Below are 19,945 nucleotides of genomic sequence, written 5' to 3' on the forward strand. Positions count from 1 at the left end.
CGCTCAGATCATTTCGTTTTCGGTCAGCCATCGCATCACCGGCCAGCCGATGAACACCGGCAGCCAGCAGGTCAGCACCCGGTAGAGCAGCACCGACGGGACCGCCAGCGCGGCGGGCACACCGAACGCGGCCAGCCCACCGATCAGGGCGGCCTCCACGGCCCCCACCCCGCCGGGCGTCGGCGCCGCGGAAGCCAGGGTGCCACCGACCATCGTCACCACCGTGACGGTGACGAATGACGTGTTGCCGCCAAAGGCCTCCACGCTGGCCCACAATGCCAGCGCCGCACCCAATGTGGTGCCGGCCGCGCCCAGCACGATCAATGCCAGCCGCTTGGGCTCGCGGGCCAGATCCATCAGATCGCTGGTGACTTCCTTGAGGCGTGGCCGCAGCGCCGTGGTCAACCACCGGCGCAGGTTCGGCACCAGCAGCACGATGCCGGCCAAGCCGAGCGCCACACCGGCGATCAGGTACAGCATGGTCGCGCCGGGCACGAAGTGGGACAGGTCCGTCGAGGCGCCCGCAGCGGTGGTGAAGATGACCAGCAGGATCACGTGCACGATCACTTGCACCGACTGCTGTAGCGCGACGGCGGCGGTCGCACGCAGGGTGCTCAGGCCGCCCTTCTGCAGGAACCGGGTGCTCAGCGCCAGGCCGCCGACCCCGGCCGGGGTGGTGGTAGCCGCAAAAGTGTTGGCCACCTGCATGATCGCCAGATTGCGGAAGCTGACAAAGCCGTTGGCGCAGGCCCACAGGGCGCCGGCGGCGCCGACATAGGTCAGCGACGACACGATCAGCCCGACCAACGCCCACCACCAGTTCGCCTGCCGCAGTTGGGAGAAGAACGTGGGCACCTGGCTGATGAAGGGGTAGGCCACATACACCAGGGCAACGAGCAGGATCAGCTGAATCAGCTGGCTGCGGGTGAATCGGGTGATGGTCTTGGTCTGGATCTGATCGGTACCGGTCTGACGCTTCACCTCCTCGCGGGCGGCGGCGATCACCGTGCCGACATCGGGGACGGCATTGCGAAGGCGTGCGGGCACCGCGGATTTGGTGAGGCGTCGCGAGGCGGCCAGCACCATCGTGCGGCCGAAGTATTCGATCGCCGCTGCCACCGCCGCGGCCGCGTCGTACAGCCAGGATGTCGTGACCAGCAACTGGGCGATATCGGACTGCAGTTGGGTGTCGGTGGCGCCATACTCGGCGTTGCCGAAGCCGCCGAACAGCACCTGGCCGTCGTCGACGGTCATCTCCTTGGCGCGCAGGTCGCCGTGCGAGATCTGCTGATCGTGCAGGCTTCGCAAGGATTCCCAGGGCTTAGCCACCGGCGTGGTGGCGGTGCAGTCGGCGATCGGGGTGCCGCGGGGCGGGGTGTGGGCGTACAGCGTCCAGCCCCGGTCGAGGGAGGCGACCGCGACGGTGTTGGTATTGGCGAACCCGGTATCGGCGATGGAGATCGCCATCAGTGCGCGGTGCTCCACCGCACGGTGCAGCGAGGCGTGCAGCGGCGCGGTCTCGGTGGTGCGCAACCGGAATTTGCGCCAGAGCTGTCGCAGCGCGCCGCCGCTGCGTTGGTTGGGGCCGTACAACTCGATGATCACCGGCTGGTCGCCGACGGTGGACAGCACCAGCGGCCCGGGGCCCGCCGGCCGGATGACGGCGAGTTCGGAGACGGTGTGACCGCGACGGGCCAGGGCGCGCACGGTGCCGTCCAACGGCACCTCCAGCGCGGGCGTGCCGACGATCAGGATCACCAACGCCCCGACGAACCACCCGACGGCCAGCCCGAGCAGGGAGCGGGCCGGGACGATCGCGCTGACCACCAGGTGGATCGGTACGAACGCCAGCAACAAGGCCCACCACCAGCGTCGCCAGCGGGCCGGCAGCCAGGGGCCGGAGACGGTGAGCATGGCGGCGAGCATGGCGATCCACCGCGGGTCGTCGAGGAACTGCGCCAGCGTGGTGGCCAGCCGATCGGAGAGGTCGAAATGCCAGTTCGGTGCGGCCATTCCGGTGCTGCGGATCGACAGGGACACCACGGCGAGCAGTCCGGCCACGGCGTAGGCTCCGAGCAGCTTCCATTGCTTGGAGACCACCAGCCCGATCAGAATCGCGAACGGCAACACCAGGATCGCGATGCCGTAGGCGAGGTAGACCAGGTTGGCGTGGACGGGGGAGAGCACCCCGACGATCTGGGAAACCGACCGCTCGAGTGACACCCATTCGTAGCGGGTGACCAACGAGCTGGTGATGACGGTCGCGAGGAAGAGTGCGGCCAGCACCAGACGCAGAATGTCGTTGGTGCGTCGGGTCAGCGGCTGCAGCAGGTTGCCGGTGACGGCGACGTCGCGCCCCTCAACTCGCATGATCTCTTTCGGTCCGTCTCATGCCGCACGCGTGGCGGCTCGCCACAACTTAACCGGTGAGCTGCGGTATCACGGTGGATTGTCGGCGACATGGGGCCGCGTCGGCCCGCTTGAGTCCCATGCGCCACACCCGTCACCGCCGGGGCCGGCATGCGGTGTGCCCAGCTTGCAGCGACTAGAGCGGGTAGCTGACCCCGGTCATCTTCTCCGACTCCTCCCACAGCCGCAGCCACAGCCGCTGATCCTTCGAGAGCTTGTTCGACGGGCACGGCCCCATCGGGCCGCGGGACTGGTTCAGCTTGGTGGGGCCCCAGTAGGTGTCCGGGTCGGCGTCGGGCACGGTCGCGGCAAACAAGGTCGACTCGGCGCCCCGCTCTGGTGGCTGACCGACCAGCGGCAGGCCGTACTTGGCGATCAACCCGACGATGGTCTTGTCGTTGTCGAACAGGTCGGTGGTCGACACCCCGGGGTGCACTCCGTAGGACCGCAGCGGCGAACCCGCCGCCACCAGCCGCCGCTGCAACTCGCGGGCGAACATCAGGTTGGCCAGCTTGGACTGTGCGTAGGCCAGGTTGCGTTGGTAGGGGCGGTGCTCGTAGTTGAGGTCGTCGACCCAGAACTTGGGGGTCTGCTTGTGCGCGATGCTCGACACCGTCACCACCCGGTCGCTGATCCGGTCCAGCAGCAGGCCGGTCAACGCGAAGTGGCCCAAGTGGTTGACCCCGAACTGCGTCTCGAAGCCGTCCACCGTGCGTCGCATCGGGATATTCATGATCCCGGCGTTGTTGACCAGCACGTCGAAGCTGCCCTGTTGTGCGGCGAAATCGCGCACCGAGGCCAGACTGCCCAGATCCAGCGCCGCCACCCGGACGTCACCGTCGATGCCGTCGGCGATCTCCTGGGCCTTAGCGGTGTTGCGGCAGGCCATCACCACGCTGGCACCCTTGGCGGCCAGGGTGCGGGTGACGACCTCACCGAGACCACCGTTGGCGCCGGTCACCACGAAGGTGCGGCCGGACTGATCTGGGGTGTCGGTGATTCTGAAAGACATGCTGGTCACCGTACCTGCCGGCAACGGTCACGCCAGGCGCAGTAGCTGGGTGATGACAACTGACGGGATGACGACCAGGGCGATCGTCAGTGGCGTCGCCAGGTAGCCGATCAGGATGCCCAGGCCCACCTGAGCAGTTTTGACGCCACCGGTCTGCCACATGAAAAAGCCGGTAGGCACCAGGATCAGGGTCGCGACGCCCAACAGGTACAGCTGGGCGAGCCAAAAAGGAACCAACACCCACGTCGCGGTCTCGACGATCGCTATTGTCCCCAGCGCGGCGACGAAACCGTACGGACCGTAGCGATCTTCGGCGGGCGGGGCGCTCATGCGGTGAGCATTGGTAGAAAAATCAGGGCGTATGACAAGCCCACGGCGGCGGCGGCCAGACCGGCTCCCCCGAGGGCCAATCCCAGGCTGCGTCGACGTGGTGACTCAGCGCGCAGCAGCCTCGCGCCGATCAGCAGCGATGCGACGGTGGTGATGATGACCGTGGCCACGATCAAGATGGAATACCCGGCATCGCTATTGGTCGGATAACGACCGAGTAACCAGCCGACGCCCAAGGCTGCTGCGAACACGACTTGGACGACGAGCGGTGCTGCCCATGTCGCGGCCCGCCAGACGGTGGTGTCGCTGCTGCGGATGCGGGCCAGCGTTGCAATCGGCATGGATCTAGGTCCTTTCGCTGGTCACGCGGGGGCGCCGCCCGGTCTGCCCGAAGCTGACGGTACCGACGGCACGGAAGTGATCGGGACGAATTCGGTGGCATCGAAGGGCATAAACGCCTTGCCGCCGACGCCTACTTCGTGATGGAACGGAAGGTTCAGGGCCGGGCCCGCGCTGTTGCCGGACTGTGCGGGATCGATCAAAACCGTTCGGGTAGTTCCGTTCGGCAGATCTTGGTAGACCTCCAGCGACGGATAGTCGGTGCGTGTGCCGTCTACGCGCACCCCACCCGGGCCGGGGGTGAACACCAAGTCGCCGTTGACGCTCAGGCGGTGGTTGCCGAATGGTCCGTGCGCGTCGGTCAAGGCACCAGGTGCGAATGGGTTACCCGCGTCGTACTTGATACGTACCGACCCGTCCGCGGCTTGAGCGACGCTGCCTTGCGGGACACCGACTTTCACCCGCCCCGACGATCCATCGGAATTGAGTTCGACGGAAGGGTTCTGCCGCATCACGACAATGCCATTGTCGTAGTCGATATACGTCGTGACTTTGGTGTCCTCGGGATCGAAACGCGAGTTGGGGCCGCGTTCGTTGCCGAAGTCACGTTTCCAAGGTGGAACGCTAGAGACATCGCGCTGGGGGATCCACTGCGACGTACGCACCACGCCTTGCCCAGGCACCGGATCGATCCGGGCCACCCGGACTTCGGAGTCCACGCCCTGGAACTTGGGATCGTAGGTGTGCGCGTCCAGCGCGGCCGCGGTCGTCCAATCGGAGACTGACACTGGATCGCGGCCGAAGACCTCCCGGAACGCGTCGATCTGGTTGAGCCGGCGTGTGTCAGCGGTGCCCGGACCCCGTTTGAAGGAGTGGTCGACGGCCTGGATGGTCGGCCGCTGGCGGTCCTCGGCCGAGTAACCGCCACTCAGAGAACGCACTGACCGCGCGCGGGCCTGGCTGTCGGCGACGGTGTCGGCGATCACCTGATGAATATCGTGGGTCTTGGCGGTCAAGAACCGCTGGAACTGGCGGGCACCGGCGGGAGTGTCCAACGCCAGCGCGCGGTGCTGGGCCAGCGCTTCGCGGATCTCGGCCTCGATGCTGTCGAGCCGCTTGCGGCCCAGCAGGGCCACCTGCGCGGCGCTGCGCACCGTCGCCAGGAAAGCCCGGTCGGCCTGCATGGACCTCTGCAGTCGCCGCGTCAGGACATCCTCGCGCGCTCGCGCGGCATCGGCGTGGGCGCCGAGTTCCTCGGGCATACCGGCGACGCTAGTTCAGCGACGGCCATCCCGGTATTCGCCCGAGGTCGCGTCCTGAGCGTCAGTCCTTGAAGTACACCAGCTGATGCGTGCTCGCCAGCAGCTGTCCCGCCCGTGACCACAGGTGCGCACTCTGATCGAAGTAGCCGCGCGAGAACCGGTTGGCGTGTGCGCTGGCCAGCAGGAAATCGCTTCCGAGCGTATCGATTTCGCCTTGGTCGGCGTGAAAATAGGTGGTCAGGGAGATAGTGCCGGCCGGCAGGAAGCGGCCGCTGCGCAGAAACACCCGAGGGAAGAACACGTCGGACAGGCACGCCAGCGCCGCGAAGTCCAGCGGGCGATCTTCGGCGTCGCGCACCCACAACGTGGTGGTCGACGATGCGCTGGGTTCTACCGTCTTGAGCGGCACCGGGCCGTCGGTGAAGCGCATGTCGTAGCGCTTGGCCCAGACGATGGCGTCGACGAACGTGCCGGGGGCGACGTCCTCGGGAGCGGGCGCGCTCGGTGGGTGGCTTTCGTCGTCGGCCCAGGTGTCACGGTGCAGGCCGAACAGCGCGGTGGCGGTGGTCTTGACCTCGTCGCCCTGGCGCAACTCGAGCACCCAGTGCTGGTTGCTGCGGTTGGTCCGGGCGGCGCGCAGCGAAATGTCGAACTCGCCGTCGGCGATCGGTGCGGCGAAGTTGACGGTCAGCGCCAGCGGGTCGCCGATGCGCTCGGGGTGGGACTCGACCGCGCGCAGCAAGACCGCCGCGGTGATCCCGCCGAAGGGCCCGACCATGTTGGCCCACTTCGGGTGGGTCGCGCCACGAAAAGTCCCGGCGTCGACGGTCTCGAGCTGCATGGCGCGGTCGAAGGGGTGTGAAGTCACGGAAGTCCTTACCGGTGATCGAAGCGGTCCCGGTCACGCTATCGCGGTGACCACCCAGGTGCGGCCCGGGAATTGCACCACACCGTCGACCCGTTGGCGGCGCAACTCGTCACGCAGCTCCTCGACCGCGGCGGCCCAGCCGTCGGCACCCAGCCTGGCCTCCAGCTCGGCGCGGGCCTGTTGGCCGGTGCGGTTGGCCAGGATCAACGCCAGCCGTTCCTCGACGCCGTCGCTGCCGCCGATCCCGAAGTTGCAGATCCCGTCGAACGCTTCCAACGCAATGTCGTGCCAGCCGGCGTCGGTCAGGATGGTTCGCACCCGCTCGGGATTGCCGAATGCCAGCGGACCAGGCGCGGCGGGATCCAGCGCTGCCGGAGGTGATTCCAGTTTGGCGGCCAGGACGTCGATGCCCGCGGTGAACATCGGATTGTCGCCTTCGCGCCAGCACACGAACGCCAGCCGGGAGCTCGGGGCCGCCGCCCGGCGGATGTTGGTGAATGCGACCACCGGATCGTCGAAGAACATCACCCCGAACCGGGAGATGACCCGGTCGAACGATGCCCCGCCCGAGGCCGCGCGCAAATCCAGGGTCTGGGCGTCGCCGAGGACCACGGTGGCCTCGGGGACCCGCCGGAGCGCCGCCTGCACCATCGGCTCGGAGATGTCCACGCCGAACGGAACGGCGCCGAGGGCCGCGGTGCGCTGCAGCAATGTGCCTGAGCCACAGCCGATGTCGAGCACCCGCTCGCCCGCGGTGATGCCGGCGGCGCGCATGACCGCTTCGGCGAATGGTGCCAGCACCGCCTCGAAGATCGCCGCGTTGTCCACCCAGTCGATGCCCTGGGCCGCCCAGGCCTGCTGTTGTTCCTCGTTCGCCATGCCCTCAGAGTAGGGGCCGAAAGTCAGGGTGGATGGCGCGCGGCCCATGATGTTGTTCTAGGTCAACACCCCGGCGAAGGAATCTCACATGCCCGACGCTCCGCTGCGTGACGATCACCTTGAGCTGCTGCGCCGTCGTGCGCTGACCGAGGACGCAGCCCGACCGCACGCGGTGCAACGCCGACACGATGCCGGGGGCCGTACCGCCCGCGAGAACATCGCCGACCTGGTCGATCCCGGGACCTTCGTGGAATACGGACGGTTCGCGATCGCGGCCCAACGTGCCCGTCGCGACGTCGACGACCTCATTGCCAACACCCCCGGCGACGGCCTGCTGGGGGGCACCGCCACCATCAACGGCGCACTGTTCGGACCCGAGCGCGGCGCCTGCGCCGTGTTGTCCTACGACTACACCGTGTTGGCGGGCACGCAGGGCGCGATCGGCCACTTCAAGAAGGACCGCCTGTTCGAGCTCATCGAACGGATGCGCCTGCCGACAGTTTTCTTTGCCGAAGGCGGCGGTGGCCGGCCCGGCGACACCGACTATCCGACGGTGTCGTCACTCGATGTGCCGGCATTTGCCTTGTGGGCCAAGCTGTCCGGGCTGGTGCCGCGTATTGCGGTGGTCAAGGGCCGCTGCTTTGCCGGCAACGCTGTGATCGCGGGCGTCTCGGATCTGATCATCGCGACCGCGGACACCTCGATCGGCATGGCGGGCCCGGCGATGATCGCCGGCGGCGGATTGGGCCACGTCGCGCCGGATGACGTGGGCCCGCTGTCCGTGCAGGCACCCAACGGCGTCGTCGATGTTGTGGTGGCCGACGAAGCCGAGGCCGTCGCGGTGACCAAGCGAGTCCTCGGCTATTTCCAAGGCACTACCGCCCCCGGCTCGGCGGCAGACCAGAACGCCTTGCGCACCATGATTCCCGAGCGGGCACGGCGGGCCTATCCGCTCAAGCCGATCATCGAGACCATCGCCGACGCAGACTCGGTGACGTTCCTGCGGGAGCGATTCGCACCCGAGATGGTCACTGCACTGGCGCGGATCGACGGCCGCCCAGTCGGGATCATCGGCAACAACACCATGGTGATGGCCGGGGCCATCACCGCCGCCGCCTCCGACAAAGCCGCGCGTTTCCTGCAGCTGTGCGACGCCTTCGGGCTGCCCATCGTGTCGCTGGTCGACTGCCCCGGCTACATGGTCGGGCCCGCCGCCGAAGCAGAAGCACTGGTACGGAGGGCTTCTCGGCTGCTGGTGGCCGGCGCGGCGCTGCGGGTGCCACTGATCGCGGTCATCCTGCGGCGCGGCTACGGCTTGGGTGCCCAGGCCATGATGGGCGGCAGTCTCCACGAACCGGTGCTGACCGTGGCCTGGCCGAGCGCGCATCTGGGGCCGATGGGGCTCGAAGGTGCGGTCCGGTTGGGGTTGCGCAAGGAACTCGACGCCATCGCCGATCCCGATGAGCGGGAGGAACGCGTCCGCCAGGCCACCGCCGTCGCGCAGGAGAATGCCAAAGCGCTCAACGCCGCAACACTTTTCGAGATCGACGACGTCATTGACCCCGCAGAGACGCGCGGTCTGATCGTCGCAACGCTGGCGGCGTCGACCGGGTTCGGGCGAGACGTGCCACCGCGGCGGTTCGTCGACACCTTCTAAGGCGGACCCTTCCTGTTTGGGGCCTTCATCTGCTAGGACGGAAAGAGGCCGGCGAATGCGACAGTTCGCTGGTGTCACACTCAACCGCGCGGAATCGTCTACATGACATGAGCAGGTATCAGACCATTCGCTATGACCGCAGCGAACACGTCGGAACCGTGACGTTGTCGCGACCCGAGAAGCGCAACGCGATCAACCCGGCAATGCGCGCGGAGTTGGACCACCTCGCCAGCCAATTGCTGACTGACGAGACCCTTCGCTGTCTGATCGTCGCCGGTGATGGGCCCTCCTTCTCGGCCGGGATCGACCTGGTCGAAGACATGGCCGGGACGTTGACCGCGTTCGCCGAGCGACCCCTCGACGACGAAACCGTGGAGCTCGGCTTCCGCGTGGCCGGGACCTTCGAATGGATTCCTCAGCTGGGCTGTCCCAGCGTCGCAGCGGTCCGGGGCCACGCCTACGGGGCGGGCCTGCAGCTGGCGCTGGCCTGCGACTTCCGCATCTTCACCGACGACGCCCGGGTCGGCTTGACCGAAACCCGCTACGGCCTACTGCCCGACATGGGCGCCACGTTTCGACTCCCACGCCTCGTCGGGGAGGGGCGAGCACGAGAATTGATCCTGCTCGGCGAAGTCATCGACGCGGCCGAGGCGCTGCGCATCGGACTGGCCAACCGCGTGGTCGGCGACGACGAACTTGATTCCGCGGCTCGTGAATTCGCCCAACGTCTCGCCAGTCAACCGCCGATCGCGATCCGCGGGGCACGACGTGCCATCGTGGCCGGCCGAACCCTCGACGACGCCGCCAGCCTACGAGCGGCAGTCACCGAACAGGCCCGCTGCCTGGCGTCCGACGACTTCCAGAAAGCCACTCCAAAGCAGACAAGGTGATTCCATGACCAGCGACCTGCCCTACATCGACGAGCACACGCTACGGATCGACGCGCCCCGCAACCGGGTATGGAGTGCCCTGCAACGCTATGTCGAGGCTATGTTGCGCGACAACGAACGCAATCCGCTGCTCGCGCCGCTCGGCCTGCAACCCCGCGCCGGTTTCGCAGTGGCCGAACGCGTTGAGTCGCAACGGCTCGAACTGGCCGGACAGCATCGCTTTTCGCGCTACCGGCTGGTGTTCGAGCTCACCGACGATCAGGCAGGTGCGACGCGCGTGCACGCCCACAGCTACGCGGCGTTCCCCGGACTGCACGGCGGCATCTATCGCGCCTTGGTTATCGGGACACGGATGCACGTCGTCGCCACGAACTACCTGTTGCGCGGGATTCGCGCCGCCGTAGCAACCGGATAGAAGTCGCATTCGCCGATCACGCCGCCGAGCGCAGATCCGGCCGATCTCGCAACGGCGCCCACCCGACGTAAGTCAGGTACAGCCCGACCAGTGCGAACAGCACGTAGCCGGCGCGCGGCCACCCGTCGGCGCGCATCGCGATGGTCGCGCTCGACAAACCGGCGTAGGGAAACACCGTCAACGCAAGCCCCTTGAGTAGGGTGATCCAGCCCGTCACCGAGACGCAGATCGCCGCAGCGCCGCGCCAAAGCCGGTGCAGGGTCACCACCGTCAATCCGGACAGCAGGGTGAACGCCCCAGCCTCCCACAGCAACAACGGATCGGGTCCGAAGTCCGAGGCCTGCGCCCACACCTGCGGGGCACCAGATAGGGCCGCCGCGGTGACGATGACCAGGAACGGACCGATCACGCGGGCGAACATCCGCGTCCGGGCCTGAGATTGCTCTGACACACTCATCGCGCTGCCCTCCTGGACCTTGTTTCACCAGGTTACGAACATTGTGTGCCGCGTCAACGGCCGGTGGTGGTGTCCAGCGTCAGATCCCACGCCGACAGCCACGGGGTGATGGTCTGGGCGATCGAGAAGGGATGCGGGTCCTCGCACTTGGGTTCGGAGTAGGTGCCATCGGACACCGCGATGTAGATGCCGACTGCCTCGGCGGCACCATCGTCGCGCAGTCGGTACACCGGCCCGCCGGAGTCGCCGCAGGTACCGCCGGCTTCGAACCGGACCTTGTTCGCCTCGCTGGCCACCACCGGACCGCACACCGGCCCGCCGCTGCGGATTCCATAGTGACACAGCACATCACCGACCGATACATACTCGGCTACCCCGATCACCGGATGCCCATCGACGGTCGAAGTCAACGGAATCTTGCCTGGATCTTCCACGGTGATCAGCCCGATGTCGTAGTCATCCCAGTTGCTGCCGTCGCTGACGGTCTCGGTGAAGGTTCCGATGGTGCGATAGGCGAAAGCGCCGCCGTGGCGGATCACCACCTGCCCGGGCCCGCCACCCGGGTTGCAGTGCCCGGCCACCAGCAGCCCGGGCCGGCCGTCGCGGGTGCGCACCAGGAATCCCGTGGTGCAACTGGTGCCCGCTGCGTCACCGCCGGGGGACACGTTGATGCCGATGCCAGGCCCGATCGCGTGCGCCATCGGGATCGGGATCAGTGGGTGCGCCGGGTGGGTGCGGTTCACGTGGTACAGGCCGATGAAGATCGCGGCGACGACGACGGCGGTCCCGATTCGCCATGCCGCCGTCTTCAGCGTCTCCCAGCGGCGCCGTTCCGTCACCGTGGCAACGGTAGCGGTTGCGTAGGCTGGCCAGATGGCGTCCCCGATATTGACCGCGGACTTCGCCCGCGAGTTCCCCGAACTCGCCCAGCCCTGGCAGGCCGCCACTCCACCGGATCCGAAGCTGCTGGTGCTCAACGAGAAGCTGGCCGCCGAACTCGGCTTGGATCCGGCCTGGCTGAAAAGTGCCGAGGGCCTACAGCTGTTGACCGGTACTGATATTCCCGCGGGTGCCACCCCGGTGGCCCAGGCCTATGCCGGACACCAGTTCGGCAACTACGTGCCACTGCTCGGCGACGGCCGCGCCTTGCTGCTCGGCGAACTCGACGGCGACCACCGCCGCGACATCCACCTCAAAGGTTCCGGGCCGACCCCATTCGCCCGCGGCGGCGACGGTTTGGCCGTCGTCGGCCCGATGCTGCGCGAATACGTCATCAGCGAAGCCATGCACGCACTGGGGATCCCCACCACTCGGTCGTTGGCCGTGGTGGCCACCGGAGCCCAGGTGCAACGCGAGGCGCCGGTGCCCGGGGCGGTACTGACTCGCGTGGCCGCCAGCCACCTGCGGGTGGGCAGCTTCCAGCTGGTCGCCCAGCAGGCCCGCGCCACCGGTGACCTGGGGTTGCTGCGCCGGTTGGCCGACTACGCGATCGCCCGGCATTACCCCGACGTCGCGCAGGCCGAAAACCCTTACCTCGCACTATTTCAAGCGGTCGTCGAAGCCCAGGCGTCGCTGATCTCCCGCTGGATGCTGGTCGGCTTCGTGCACGGCGTGATGAACACCGACAACATGACCATCTCCGGGGAGACCATCGACTACGGGCCGTGCGCATTCATGGAGGCCTACGACCCGGCGACGGTGTTCAGCTCCATCGACCACGCCGGCCGCTACGCCTACGGCAACCAGCCGCTGGTCGCGCAGTGGAACCTGGCCCGATTCGCCGAGACCATCCTGCCGCTGTTCGCCGCCACCGAGGAGCTGGCGCTGTCGGTGGCGGTGGAAACCCTCGAAGGGTTCATGCCGCGCTACCACGGCCTCTGGTCGGCGGGGATGCTGGCGAAGTTCGGGCTGTCGGCCAGTGTGGAGGCCGCCGCGCTGATCGACCAGGCGTTGGCGCTCATGACCGACAACCAGGTGGACTACACCTCGTTCTTCCGGCAGCTGGCCGCTGCCGGGCGCGGGGACACCGACGCACTGCCCGCGGTGTTCGGCGACTGGCTGGGGCGCTGGCGGGCCATGCAGCCCGACGTCAACGCGATGGACCAGATCAATCCGGTCTACATCGCGCGCAATCACCTGGTGGAGCAGGCGTTGACGTCGGCGATGCGCGGCGACCTGCCGCCGGTGGAAAAACTGCTGGACGTGATCGCCGAGCCCTACCGGCCGCGCGACGGGTTGGAGGCATACGCCGCGCCGGCACCGCCGGAATTCGGGGCCTACCGCACGTTCTGCGGGACCTGACGGTCGCGGCCCATCAATCCGGGGTGGACAGCGCGGCCTTGTGCGTACTTCCGTGAGCAGCCCGATGCGCGCCATGATGCGACGGCACGTGCGGGGTCCGCAGTCCCGGCGGCGCCGCATGGCGGCCCGTTGAGCCGCCGTTCTCACTGATCTCGAAGCGCCGCGCCAGCCGCGCCAGCGGACGAGGTGCCCACCAGTTCCAACTGCCCATCAGGTGCATGAACGCCGGCACCAACACCATCCGGATCAGCGTGGCGTCCACCAGTACCGCCAGCGTCAGACCGAGGCCGAGCATGCGCATGAACGACACCTGCGCGGCGATCAACGCCGCGAACGAGATCGACATGATCAGTGCCGCGGCGGTGATCACCCGCGCGGTATGCGCCAAGCCCTGCGAGACACTCTCGTCGTTGTCGGCGCGGGTGCGTCCCGAGGCCAGCCAGTACTCCCGGATCCGGGAAACCAGGAACACCTCGTAGTCCATCGACAGCCCGAACGAGATGCAGAACAGCAGCACCGGCACGTTGGCGACCAACATCCCGGTGGGGGTCGTGCCCAACGCCCCCAGGTGCCCGTCCTGGAATATCCAGACCAGCGCCCCGAATGCGGCGCACAGTGACAACACATTGAGGATCAGCGCCTTGATCGGCAAGACCAGGCTGCCGGTCAGCAGGAACAGCAGCCCGAAGGTGATGGCGGCGATCAGGCCCAACACCTGCGGCAGCCGGTCGGTGATCGCGTTGACACTGTCCCGGTTGATCTGGGCCAGCCCACCCATCTGCACCGGTCGCTGGTCCGGGCCCGGCACCTGATGCAACAGATCGAGCTGGGTTTCGGAACGCTGCGAAAAGAGCGGGGCGGTGCTGGCCACGGTCAGCAGCACGGTGTCGTCCTTGATGCCGGTGGCTGCCGAGGGATCGCCCACCCGGTCGCCGCCGACGAAGGTCCCGGTAGGTGCCGACACCGAGGACACCTCCGGGACCCGGGACAGCTCCGCGGCGTAACGATTCAGCTCCTCGGGCGCGATGCCGTTCGCGTCGCGAACCACGATCGGTACCGCCCGGTCGGAGTCGTCGGCGAAATCCTGGCGCAGCGCGTCGCCGACCTGATGCGCCGACGCGCTTCGCGGCAGCACCCGGTCGTCCGGGTAGCCCCACTTCACCCCGAGGAACGGCACTCCGACCGCCACCAGCAGGGTGACCACCGCGAGACCGATCGGAACCGCGTGGCGGGAAACGAATCTCGTTGACCGGTACCAGAATCCCTTTTCGATCGGTTTGGCGACGGGCTCGGGCCGCCGCAGCAGCCGTCGAATCGGGCGACGCAGGTTCAGCGCGTCGAGCCGGGGCCCCAGCAGGGCGATCGCCGCCGGGGTCACCACGATGGCCGCGATCGCCACGAACGTCACCGTCGCCACCCCGGCGTAGGCGAACGACTTGAGGAAATACATCGGGAACAAGACCATGGCCGCCATCGACAGCGCCACCGTGATCGCCGAGAACAGCACGGTGCGACCGGCGGTGGTCATCGTCCGGATCAGCGCTCGATCGGGGGCGACGCCGTCGGCCAATTCGTCGCGGTAGCGGTTGATGATCAACAGGGTGTAGTCGATGGCCAGCGCCAAACCCATGGCGGTGGTGAGGTTCATCGCGAAGATCGACACGTCGGTGCCCAGGGTGATCAGTCGCAGCACCGCCATCGAGCCGACGATCGCGAGCCCACCGAGCGCGACCGGCAACGCCGCCGCCAACAGACCGCCGAAGACCCACACCAGCACCGCGAAGCTCAGCGGGATCGCGATCGACTCCATCAACAGCAGGTCATGTTGATTCTGGTGATTGATCTGGGCGTAGACCATCGCGCCGCCCCCGGCGCGAACGCTGACCCCGTCCCGATCGTGGGCCACCTGGTCAGCCAGGGTGCGGGCGTATTTCTGCGCGTCGTTCTCGCCGCCGCGCAGGTTGGCCACGATCAGACCGGCAGAGCCATCGGTGCTGGTCAGTCGGGCGGCCGCCGACGGCGGATCCGTCCACGGCGAGGCGACGTTGAAGACGTGCGGCGAGCGCTGCAGGACTCCGGCGATCTCGGTGCCTACCTTGCGGGCCCGCTCGCTGTCGGCTCCGTCGGGCGAACTCACCAGAATCAGCAACTGCTGGTCACTTTGGCCGAACTTTTCGGTCAGCAACTGGGTGGCCTGCGCGGACTCCGAACCGGGGTCCTGAAAGCCGCCCGCGGACAGGCTGTCGGCCACCGGAATCCCGAACACCGCGGCGGCGACCATCACTAGCCCGGCCAGGACCAGGACGCGGCGTGGAGCGGCGAGGGCCAGCAGGGCGATCCGGTGCAGCACGTAGTGACCTTCCGCCGAAATGGTCCACCGGAGGTACCGACGGCACCCCTAACGACAAGATACGTAGTGGATGGCGCGGGCGTTCAATATTCGCCGGCTATGCCTTGCCGTTGAACCACGGCCGCGGCGGCACCGTGACCTCGACATGAACAACACTCCGACCGTGGCCGCCGTAGCCGTGGAATTCCCTTCTCACCAGCACCGTCAGGGCGAGGTGATGGCCGCCCTGTCGGACTTCGCCGGCCCAGATTTTCAGCGCTTCGCCGCCCACAGTGGTGTCGCCACCCGCCAGCTGGCGCTGCCGTTGGCGCGCTACCCCAAGCTCAGCGGATTCAGCGAGGCGAACGACGAATACCTTGACATTGCTCTGGATCTGAGCGAACGAGCACTGCAGGCGGCGCTGGATCGCGCCGGAATCGCCCCGTCCGAGGTCGATGTCGTGTTCTCCACGACGGTCACCGGTTTGGCCGTTCCCTCGCTGGAGGGGCGGCTGGTGACGCGGATGGGCCTTCGCTCCGACGTCAAACGCATCCCGCTGTTCGGCTTGGGCTGCGTCGCCGGCGCGGCGGGCCTGGCCCGGGTCCACGACTACCTGCGCGCCTTTCCCGACCATGTGGCGGCCCTGGTCGCCGTCGAACTGTGCTCCTTGACGGTTCAGCGCGAAGACCTCTCGGTGGCAAACCTGGTTGCCGCCAGCCTGTTCGGTGACGGCGCCGCGGCGGTCATCGCGACCGGTGCCCGACGCGCGGCGCGCGGGCCGAGGCTGTTGGCGACCCGGAGCCAGACCTACCCCGACACCGACGACGTCCTGGGATGGAAGATCGGCAGCGAGGGGTTCAGCATCGTCTTGTCGGTGGAGATCGCCACGATCGTCGAGAAATACCTCGGCGACAACGTCCGCGAGTTCCTGGCCGATCACGGTCTGGTCAGCGATGACATCTCGACCTGGATCGTGCACGCCGCCGGCCCGAAGATCATCGATGCGATCGAGAACCTGCTGCACCTGCGGTCCGAGGCGCTGACGCCGACCCGAAAATCGTTGCGTGACCACGGGAACCTGTCCTCGGTATCGGTCCTGGACATCCTCGACGGCATCGAATCCGATCCGCCGCCGCCCGGATCACTGGGGCTGATGATCGCGATGGGGCCGGGCTTCTCCGCCGAACTCGTACTGTTGGAGTGGTAGGCATGTACTACTTACTGGTCCTGGCGGTGGGCGTTGAACGGCTCATCGAGTTGGTGGTGGCCAAAAACAACGCGCGGTGGGCGTTCGCCAACGGCGGCGTCGAGTTCGGGCACAGCCACTACCCGGTGATGGTCAGCATCCACTCGGCGCTGCTGGTCAGCTGCGTTGCCGAGGTGTGGGTGCTGCACCGGCCGTTCATTCCCTGGCTGGGCTGGCCGATGTTTGCGGTCGCGGTCTTGAGTCAGGTGCTGCGCTGGTGGTGCGTGCGCACGCTCGGCCGGCGCTGGAATACTCAGGTGATCGTTCTGCCGGAAAGCCCACTGGTGCAAGGCGGGCCGTATCGCTGGATCCGTCATCCCAACTATGTGGCAGTGGTACTCGAGGGGTTGGCGCTGCCGTTGATCCACACCGCCTGGCTGACCGCGCTCTGGTTCGGCCTGGCCAACGCGGCGGTGTTGCGGGAACGGATTCGGGTGGAGAACGTCGCGCTGGGGTACCGGTGATCGGCTTCGACACCGACCTGCTGATCGTCGGTGGCGGGCCGGGGGGACTCGCCGCCGCGTTATGCGCTCGACAGCAGGGACTTTCGGTAGTCGTTGCCGATCCCCGGGCCAGCCCGATCGACAAGGCCTGTGGGGAGGGCCTGATGCCGGGCGGGCTGGCCGTGTTGAAGTCGCTCGGGGTGGACCCGGTCGGTATGCCGCTGCGCGGCATCAACTATCTCGACGAGCAGCGCCGGGCCGAGGCGCCTTTTCGCAACGGCCCGGGGCGCGGCGTGCGACGTACGACGTTGCATGCCGCCATGACCGATCAGGCCAAGCAGAACGACGTCGACTGGATCGCGACCAAGGTGGACGATGTAGTCCAAGACGCCGAGGGCGTCACGGCGGGCGGCATTCGGGCCAGATGGCTGATCGCCGCCGACGGGCTGCACTCGGTCGTTCGCCGCGCCGTCGGGATCTCCTGTGTCGCGGGCTCTCCGCGGCGCTACGGGCTGCGCTGGCACTACCAGGTACCGGCGTGGTCGGAGTTCGTCGAGGTGCACTGGTCACGGTGGGGTGAGGCCTACGTGACGCCGGTGGAGCCGGGCCTGGTGGGGGTGGCCATCTTGTCGCCGCACCGCCCGCAGCTCGACTGGTTTCCGTCCCTGGCCGCCCGCCTCGCCGACTTTCAGCGCGGCCCTGCGCGCGGGTGCGGACCGATGCGGCAACTGGTTTCACGCCGCGTCGCCGGCCGGGTGCTGCTGGTCGGTGACGCGGCCGGCTACGAGGATGCGCTGACCGGTGAGGGCGTGAGCCTGGCCGTCAAACAGGCCGCCGCCGCAGTGGCGGCGATCGTCGATGACAACCCCATGTCCTACGAGCGCGCCTGGCACTCGATCACGCGCCGCTATCGCCTGCTCACCCGCGGTCTGGTGCTGGCCAGCGCGTGGCAGCCGGCTCGACGCGCTGTGGTTCCCGCCTGTTGTGCACTGCCGGCGGTGTTTGACCGCGCGGTGCATCTGCTGGCGCATTGAGTGTCCGCATTGAGGCGTTACTCGATGGCGGACAGCACCATCTGAGTGGAGCCGCGGGAGCCGACGGTGATGCGCACGGCTCCGTCGGGATAGTTCCGCACCCGCAGTCCGCTGTCGGCGAAGACCTGGCTCCACGGCCGGCCCGCCGCCGGCAGGTATACAAAGTTCGCGTGGGAATCGGTGGTGTACACCCCGGATGCGCGCAGCCGGGTCCGCAGGTAGCTGCGTTCTGCCACGATATGGGCGATGCGCTGCTCCAGTTGTGCTTCTGCCTGGTAGGAGGCGGCCACCGCCACCGTGCAGCCGGCGCTGATACCGAACGGCAGCTGCATCGACCACAGCAGGCCGGCCAGCTCCGGTGCCGCCAGTGCGTAACCGATTCGGAGCCCGGCCAGGCCGTAGGCCTTGGAGAAGGTGCGCAGCACAATCACATTCGGGAAGCGTGCAATGAGCCGCGGGACGTCGATGCGCTGGTGCGGTGCGACGAATTCGATGTAGGCCTCGTCGAGCAGCACGATGGTGTCGGCAGGAACGTCGGCAACCAGCTGTTCGACGTCGGCGACGGTCTCCAAGGTCCCGGTCGGATTGTGCGGACGGCACACCACTACCACCCGGGCATCGTTGGCGGCGCGGGCTATCGCGGTCAGATCGAGATGCCCATAGCCGTCGAGGGGGACGTCCACCGCGGTCAGACCGGCCATCTGGGCGAAGGCGGGATAGCCCTCAAAAGTGGGCTTGCTCAGCACGATCCGTTCGCCAGGAGCCGCCGCCGTCTGCAGCACCCGCATGGCCAGCCCGGACGCCCCCGGGCCCAGCGCAACGTTGTCCTCGGCCACCCCGGCATGCTCGGCCACCAGTCGGCGCAGCCGGATGGGCAGGAATTCCGGATACCGGTTGGCGGCGCCGATGAAGTCAACCAGCGCCGCATGCACCGCGGGCAGCGGCGGTAGCGGGTTCTCGTTGAGGGCCAACGCATACGGGTCGACGGCCGCCGGGAGTGCGTTGTCAGGATGCGTGGTGGCCGAATCCGCTTGCGCTGCCGAGGTCATTGCGGTCGTCCGCCCCAGCGGATGGCCGCCGCGCCGGCGAAGTCGCCGGCGTGCGCAAAGCCGGCCATCACCACCACCTGGCCCGGCTGCACCCGGTTGCCGGTGATCGCCCGATCCAGATTGATCGGGATCCCGGCGCCGAACAGGTTGCCGCACTCATCAAAGGTGTCGACGTGTCGTGATTCGGGCACTTCGAGCGCTTCGCGCCAATTGCGCAGAAAGACCCGGTTGGGCTGGTTGGTAACCAGCAGCCCAATATCCGCCGGGGACAGGCCGTTGCGATGACAGACCGCGAGGGCGACTTCGGGAACCTGCCGGTTACCGCGTGCGAGCACCTTGGTGATCTTGTCTTCGGTGAAACCGATGTAGGCGGCACCGGGCCCGGGCTGCCACCACTTGCGGGGCGGGTCGGTGTTGTAGGTCATGTCGCCGGCGTACTGGCCGTAGGTCCGGCACTCGACATCGAGGATCGGCGACCGATCCGATAGGGCCAGCAACCCGACCGCGGCGCCATCACCGGGAACCGACGCCTGCGATTTGCCGCGCACGGCGGGCTGATCGAAGACCTGGCCGGCGGCGTTCTGCGCGATCGCGATCAACGCGGATTGCCCCGCTCCGGCCGCCAACAACTGCCGGGCCAGCCCCAGCCCCAGCACGAAAGCGGCGCATCCACCGTTGTGCAGATCCAGCACCGTAGACGGTTGCATCCCCAACCGGTGGGCGATGCCGCCGCCCGCGCCGCAGAACGGGATGTCCGGCAACTGGGTGTGGGTGACCAAGATATCGACGTTCTCGATGATTTCGCGTCCGTGGCGTTCGATGATTCCCTGCGCCGCCTGCTCGATCATGTCGGCCGCCGTCTCGTCCTCGCCGACGTGATGGCGGAATCGGGGCGCGCGGAACATCAGGTTGTCGCGCAACGCATCGGACTCGGCGTACTGCGTGTAGTAGTCGGCGCCGATGGGTTCGCCGGGAAGATAACTGGAGACGTCAATCAAACTAACGGCGGATTGGTCCATGATCGC

Annotated in this window: 19 protein-coding genes; 7 read left to right on the plus strand and 12 right to left on the minus strand. The window is 67.6% G+C overall.

Annotated features, from left to right (window positions below; all coding sequences use genetic code 11):
• Positions 1–3 precede the first annotated feature (3 nt).
• The 7 genes from ACKY0X_RS02980 to ACKY0X_RS03010 form a co-directional block, all read right to left on the minus strand.
• Entirely contained in the window at positions 4–2,370 is a 2,367-nt protein-coding gene (locus ACKY0X_RS02980; protein WP_065041582.1) for a lysylphosphatidylglycerol synthase transmembrane domain-containing protein, read from the minus strand.
• A 175-nt stretch (positions 2,371–2,545) separates the two neighbouring features.
• Complete coding sequence (locus tag ACKY0X_RS02985) at positions 2,546–3,421, minus strand: oxidoreductase (RefSeq protein WP_409428247.1); 876 nt, start codon at positions 3,419–3,421, stop codon at positions 2,546–2,548.
• Positions 3,422–3,448: 27 nt separating this feature from the next.
• Positions 3,449–3,751, minus strand: a complete 303-nt coding sequence (locus ACKY0X_RS02990; RefSeq protein WP_409428248.1) for a hypothetical protein — start codon at positions 3,749–3,751, stop codon at positions 3,449–3,451.
• The gene (locus ACKY0X_RS02995) at positions 3,748–4,092 is read right to left on the minus strand and encodes a hypothetical protein (RefSeq protein ID WP_065041580.1); all 345 of its coding nucleotides are present in this window, start codon (positions 4,090–4,092) and stop codon (positions 3,748–3,750) included. Before ACKY0X_RS02995 ends, ACKY0X_RS02990 begins: the two co-directional genes overlap by 4 nt.
• Positions 4,093–4,113: 21 nt before the next feature.
• Positions 4,114–5,352, minus strand: a complete 1,239-nt coding sequence (locus ACKY0X_RS03000) for a DUF4226 domain-containing protein (RefSeq protein WP_409428249.1) — start codon at positions 5,350–5,352, stop codon at positions 4,114–4,116.
• A gap of 61 nt (positions 5,353–5,413) precedes the next feature.
• Positions 5,414–6,193, minus strand: coding sequence for an acyl-CoA thioesterase (locus tag ACKY0X_RS03005; protein WP_409429485.1), 780 nt, complete (start codon positions 6,191–6,193; stop codon positions 5,414–5,416).
• A 60-nt stretch (positions 6,194–6,253) separates the two neighbouring features.
• Entirely contained in the window at positions 6,254–7,099 is an 846-nt protein-coding gene (locus ACKY0X_RS03010) for a class I SAM-dependent methyltransferase (RefSeq protein WP_409428250.1), read from the minus strand.
• Positions 7,100–7,187: 88 nt separating this feature from the next.
• Here ACKY0X_RS03010 and ACKY0X_RS03015 point away from each other — a divergent pair, with 88 nt between their 5' ends.
• From ACKY0X_RS03015 to ACKY0X_RS03025, 3 genes are all read left to right on the plus strand, one after another.
• Positions 7,188–8,756 (plus strand): acyl-CoA carboxylase subunit beta, encoded by a 1,569-nt coding sequence (locus ACKY0X_RS03015; protein WP_409428251.1) that lies wholly within the window; start codon positions 7,188–7,190, stop codon positions 8,754–8,756.
• Between the two features lie 107 nt (positions 8,757–8,863).
• Entirely contained in the window at positions 8,864–9,646 is a 783-nt protein-coding gene (locus tag ACKY0X_RS03020; protein WP_409428252.1) for an enoyl-CoA hydratase/isomerase family protein, read from the plus strand.
• A 4-nt stretch (positions 9,647–9,650) separates the two neighbouring features.
• Positions 9,651–10,061, plus strand: a complete 411-nt coding sequence (locus ACKY0X_RS03025) for a hypothetical protein (protein ID WP_409428253.1) — start codon at positions 9,651–9,653, stop codon at positions 10,059–10,061.
• A 16-nt stretch (positions 10,062–10,077) separates the two neighbouring features.
• Here ACKY0X_RS03025 and ACKY0X_RS03030 read toward each other — a convergent pair whose 3' ends face one another.
• A complete protein-coding gene (locus ACKY0X_RS03030) occupies positions 10,078–10,518 on the minus strand; it encodes a hypothetical protein (protein WP_409428254.1) in 441 nt (146 codons plus the stop codon).
• A 53-nt stretch (positions 10,519–10,571) separates the two neighbouring features.
• Positions 10,572–11,357 (minus strand): hypothetical protein, encoded by a 786-nt coding sequence (locus tag ACKY0X_RS03035; RefSeq protein WP_409428255.1) that lies wholly within the window; start codon positions 11,355–11,357, stop codon positions 10,572–10,574.
• Positions 11,358–11,391: 34 nt separating this feature from the next.
• Here ACKY0X_RS03035 and ACKY0X_RS03040 point away from each other — a divergent pair, with 34 nt between their 5' ends.
• Positions 11,392–12,819 carry a protein adenylyltransferase SelO gene (locus ACKY0X_RS03040; RefSeq protein WP_409428256.1) on the plus strand — a complete coding sequence of 476 codons (1,428 nt, stop codon included), beginning with the start codon at positions 11,392–11,394 and terminating at the stop codon, positions 12,817–12,819.
• A 13-nt stretch (positions 12,820–12,832) separates the two neighbouring features.
• On the opposite strand, the gene ACKY0X_RS03045 is transcribed toward ACKY0X_RS03040, so the two are convergent.
• Complete coding sequence (locus tag ACKY0X_RS03045; protein WP_409428257.1) at positions 12,833–15,169, minus strand: MMPL family transporter; 2,337 nt, start codon at positions 15,167–15,169, stop codon at positions 12,833–12,835.
• 145 nt (positions 15,170–15,314) lie between these two features.
• Here ACKY0X_RS03045 and ACKY0X_RS03050 point away from each other — a divergent pair, with 145 nt between their 5' ends.
• The 3 genes from ACKY0X_RS03050 to ACKY0X_RS03060 are packed head-to-tail and all read left to right on the plus strand — an operon-like array spanning position 15,315 to position 17,871.
• On the plus strand, positions 15,315–16,355 hold the full coding sequence (locus ACKY0X_RS03050; protein ID WP_409428258.1) for a type III polyketide synthase: 1,041 nt from the start codon (positions 15,315–15,317) through the stop codon (positions 16,353–16,355).
• Between the two features lie 2 nt (positions 16,356–16,357).
• A complete protein-coding gene (locus ACKY0X_RS03055; RefSeq protein WP_046283345.1) occupies positions 16,358–16,858 on the plus strand; it encodes an isoprenylcysteine carboxyl methyltransferase family protein in 501 nt (166 codons plus the stop codon).
• The gene (locus ACKY0X_RS03060) at positions 16,855–17,871 is read left to right on the plus strand and encodes an NAD(P)/FAD-dependent oxidoreductase (protein WP_409428259.1); all 1,017 of its coding nucleotides are present in this window, start codon (positions 16,855–16,857) and stop codon (positions 17,869–17,871) included. Before ACKY0X_RS03055 ends, ACKY0X_RS03060 begins: the two co-directional genes overlap by 4 nt.
• A 17-nt stretch (positions 17,872–17,888) precedes the next feature.
• Here the strand turns inward: ACKY0X_RS03060 and ACKY0X_RS03065 are convergent, their stop codons facing one another.
• Together ACKY0X_RS03065 and ACKY0X_RS03070 are read right to left on the minus strand one after the other, a co-directional pair.
• Positions 17,889–18,920, minus strand: coding sequence for a pyridoxal phosphate-dependent aminotransferase (locus ACKY0X_RS03065; protein ID WP_409428260.1), 1,032 nt, complete (start codon positions 18,918–18,920; stop codon positions 17,889–17,891).
• Positions 18,917–19,939: a 3-oxoacyl-ACP synthase III family protein gene (locus ACKY0X_RS03070; RefSeq protein ID WP_409428261.1), complete on the minus strand. Its 1,023-nt coding sequence runs from the start codon at positions 19,937–19,939 to the stop codon at positions 18,917–18,919. The genes ACKY0X_RS03065 and ACKY0X_RS03070 overlap by 4 nt, the downstream gene beginning before the upstream one ends.
• Between the last annotated feature and the right edge of the window lie 6 nt (positions 19,940–19,945).

Source organism: Mycobacterium sp. SMC-11 (assembly GCF_046250095.1).
GTDB classification, from domain to species: domain Bacteria; phylum Actinomycetota; class Actinomycetes; order Mycobacteriales; family Mycobacteriaceae; genus Mycobacterium; species Mycobacterium heraklionense_A.

Excerpts from the sequence above, each read along its gene's own strand:
- ACKY0X_RS02980 (WP_065041582.1), bottom strand. The coding sequence starts at position 2,370 with ATGCGAGTTGAGGGGCGCGACGTCGCCGTCACCGGCAACCTGCTGCAG.
- ACKY0X_RS02985 (WP_409428247.1), bottom strand. The coding sequence starts at position 3,421 with ATGTCTTTCAGAATCACCGACACCCCAGATCAGTCCGGCCGCACCTTC.
- ACKY0X_RS02990 (WP_409428248.1), bottom strand. The coding sequence starts at position 3,751 with ATGAGCGCCCCGCCCGCCGAAGATCGCTACGGTCCGTACGGTTTCGTC.
- ACKY0X_RS02995 (WP_065041580.1), bottom strand. The coding sequence starts at position 4,092 with ATGCCGATTGCAACGCTGGCCCGCATCCGCAGCAGCGACACCACCGTC.
- ACKY0X_RS03000 (WP_409428249.1), bottom strand. The coding sequence starts at position 5,352 with ATGCCCGAGGAACTCGGCGCCCACGCCGATGCCGCGCGAGCGCGCGAG.
- ACKY0X_RS03005 (WP_409429485.1), bottom strand. The coding sequence starts at position 6,193 with ATGCAGCTCGAGACCGTCGACGCCGGGACTTTTCGTGGCGCGACCCAC.
- ACKY0X_RS03010 (WP_409428250.1), bottom strand. The coding sequence starts at position 7,099 with ATGGCGAACGAGGAACAACAGCAGGCCTGGGCGGCCCAGGGCATCGAC.
- ACKY0X_RS03015 (WP_409428251.1), top strand. The coding sequence starts at position 7,188 with ATGCCCGACGCTCCGCTGCGTGACGATCACCTTGAGCTGCTGCGCCGT.
- ACKY0X_RS03020 (WP_409428252.1), top strand. The coding sequence starts at position 8,864 with ATGAGCAGGTATCAGACCATTCGCTATGACCGCAGCGAACACGTCGGA.
- ACKY0X_RS03025 (WP_409428253.1), top strand. The coding sequence starts at position 9,651 with ATGACCAGCGACCTGCCCTACATCGACGAGCACACGCTACGGATCGAC.
- ACKY0X_RS03030 (WP_409428254.1), bottom strand. The coding sequence starts at position 10,518 with ATGAGTGTGTCAGAGCAATCTCAGGCCCGGACGCGGATGTTCGCCCGC.
- ACKY0X_RS03040 (WP_409428256.1), top strand. The coding sequence starts at position 11,392 with ATGGCGTCCCCGATATTGACCGCGGACTTCGCCCGCGAGTTCCCCGAA.
- ACKY0X_RS03050 (WP_409428258.1), top strand. The coding sequence starts at position 15,315 with ATGAACAACACTCCGACCGTGGCCGCCGTAGCCGTGGAATTCCCTTCT.
- ACKY0X_RS03055 (WP_046283345.1), top strand. The coding sequence starts at position 16,358 with ATGTACTACTTACTGGTCCTGGCGGTGGGCGTTGAACGGCTCATCGAG.
- ACKY0X_RS03065 (WP_409428260.1), bottom strand. The coding sequence starts at position 18,920 with ATGACCTCGGCAGCGCAAGCGGATTCGGCCACCACGCATCCTGACAAC.
- ACKY0X_RS03070 (WP_409428261.1), bottom strand. The coding sequence starts at position 19,939 with ATGGACCAATCCGCCGTTAGTTTGATTGACGTCTCCAGTTATCTTCCC.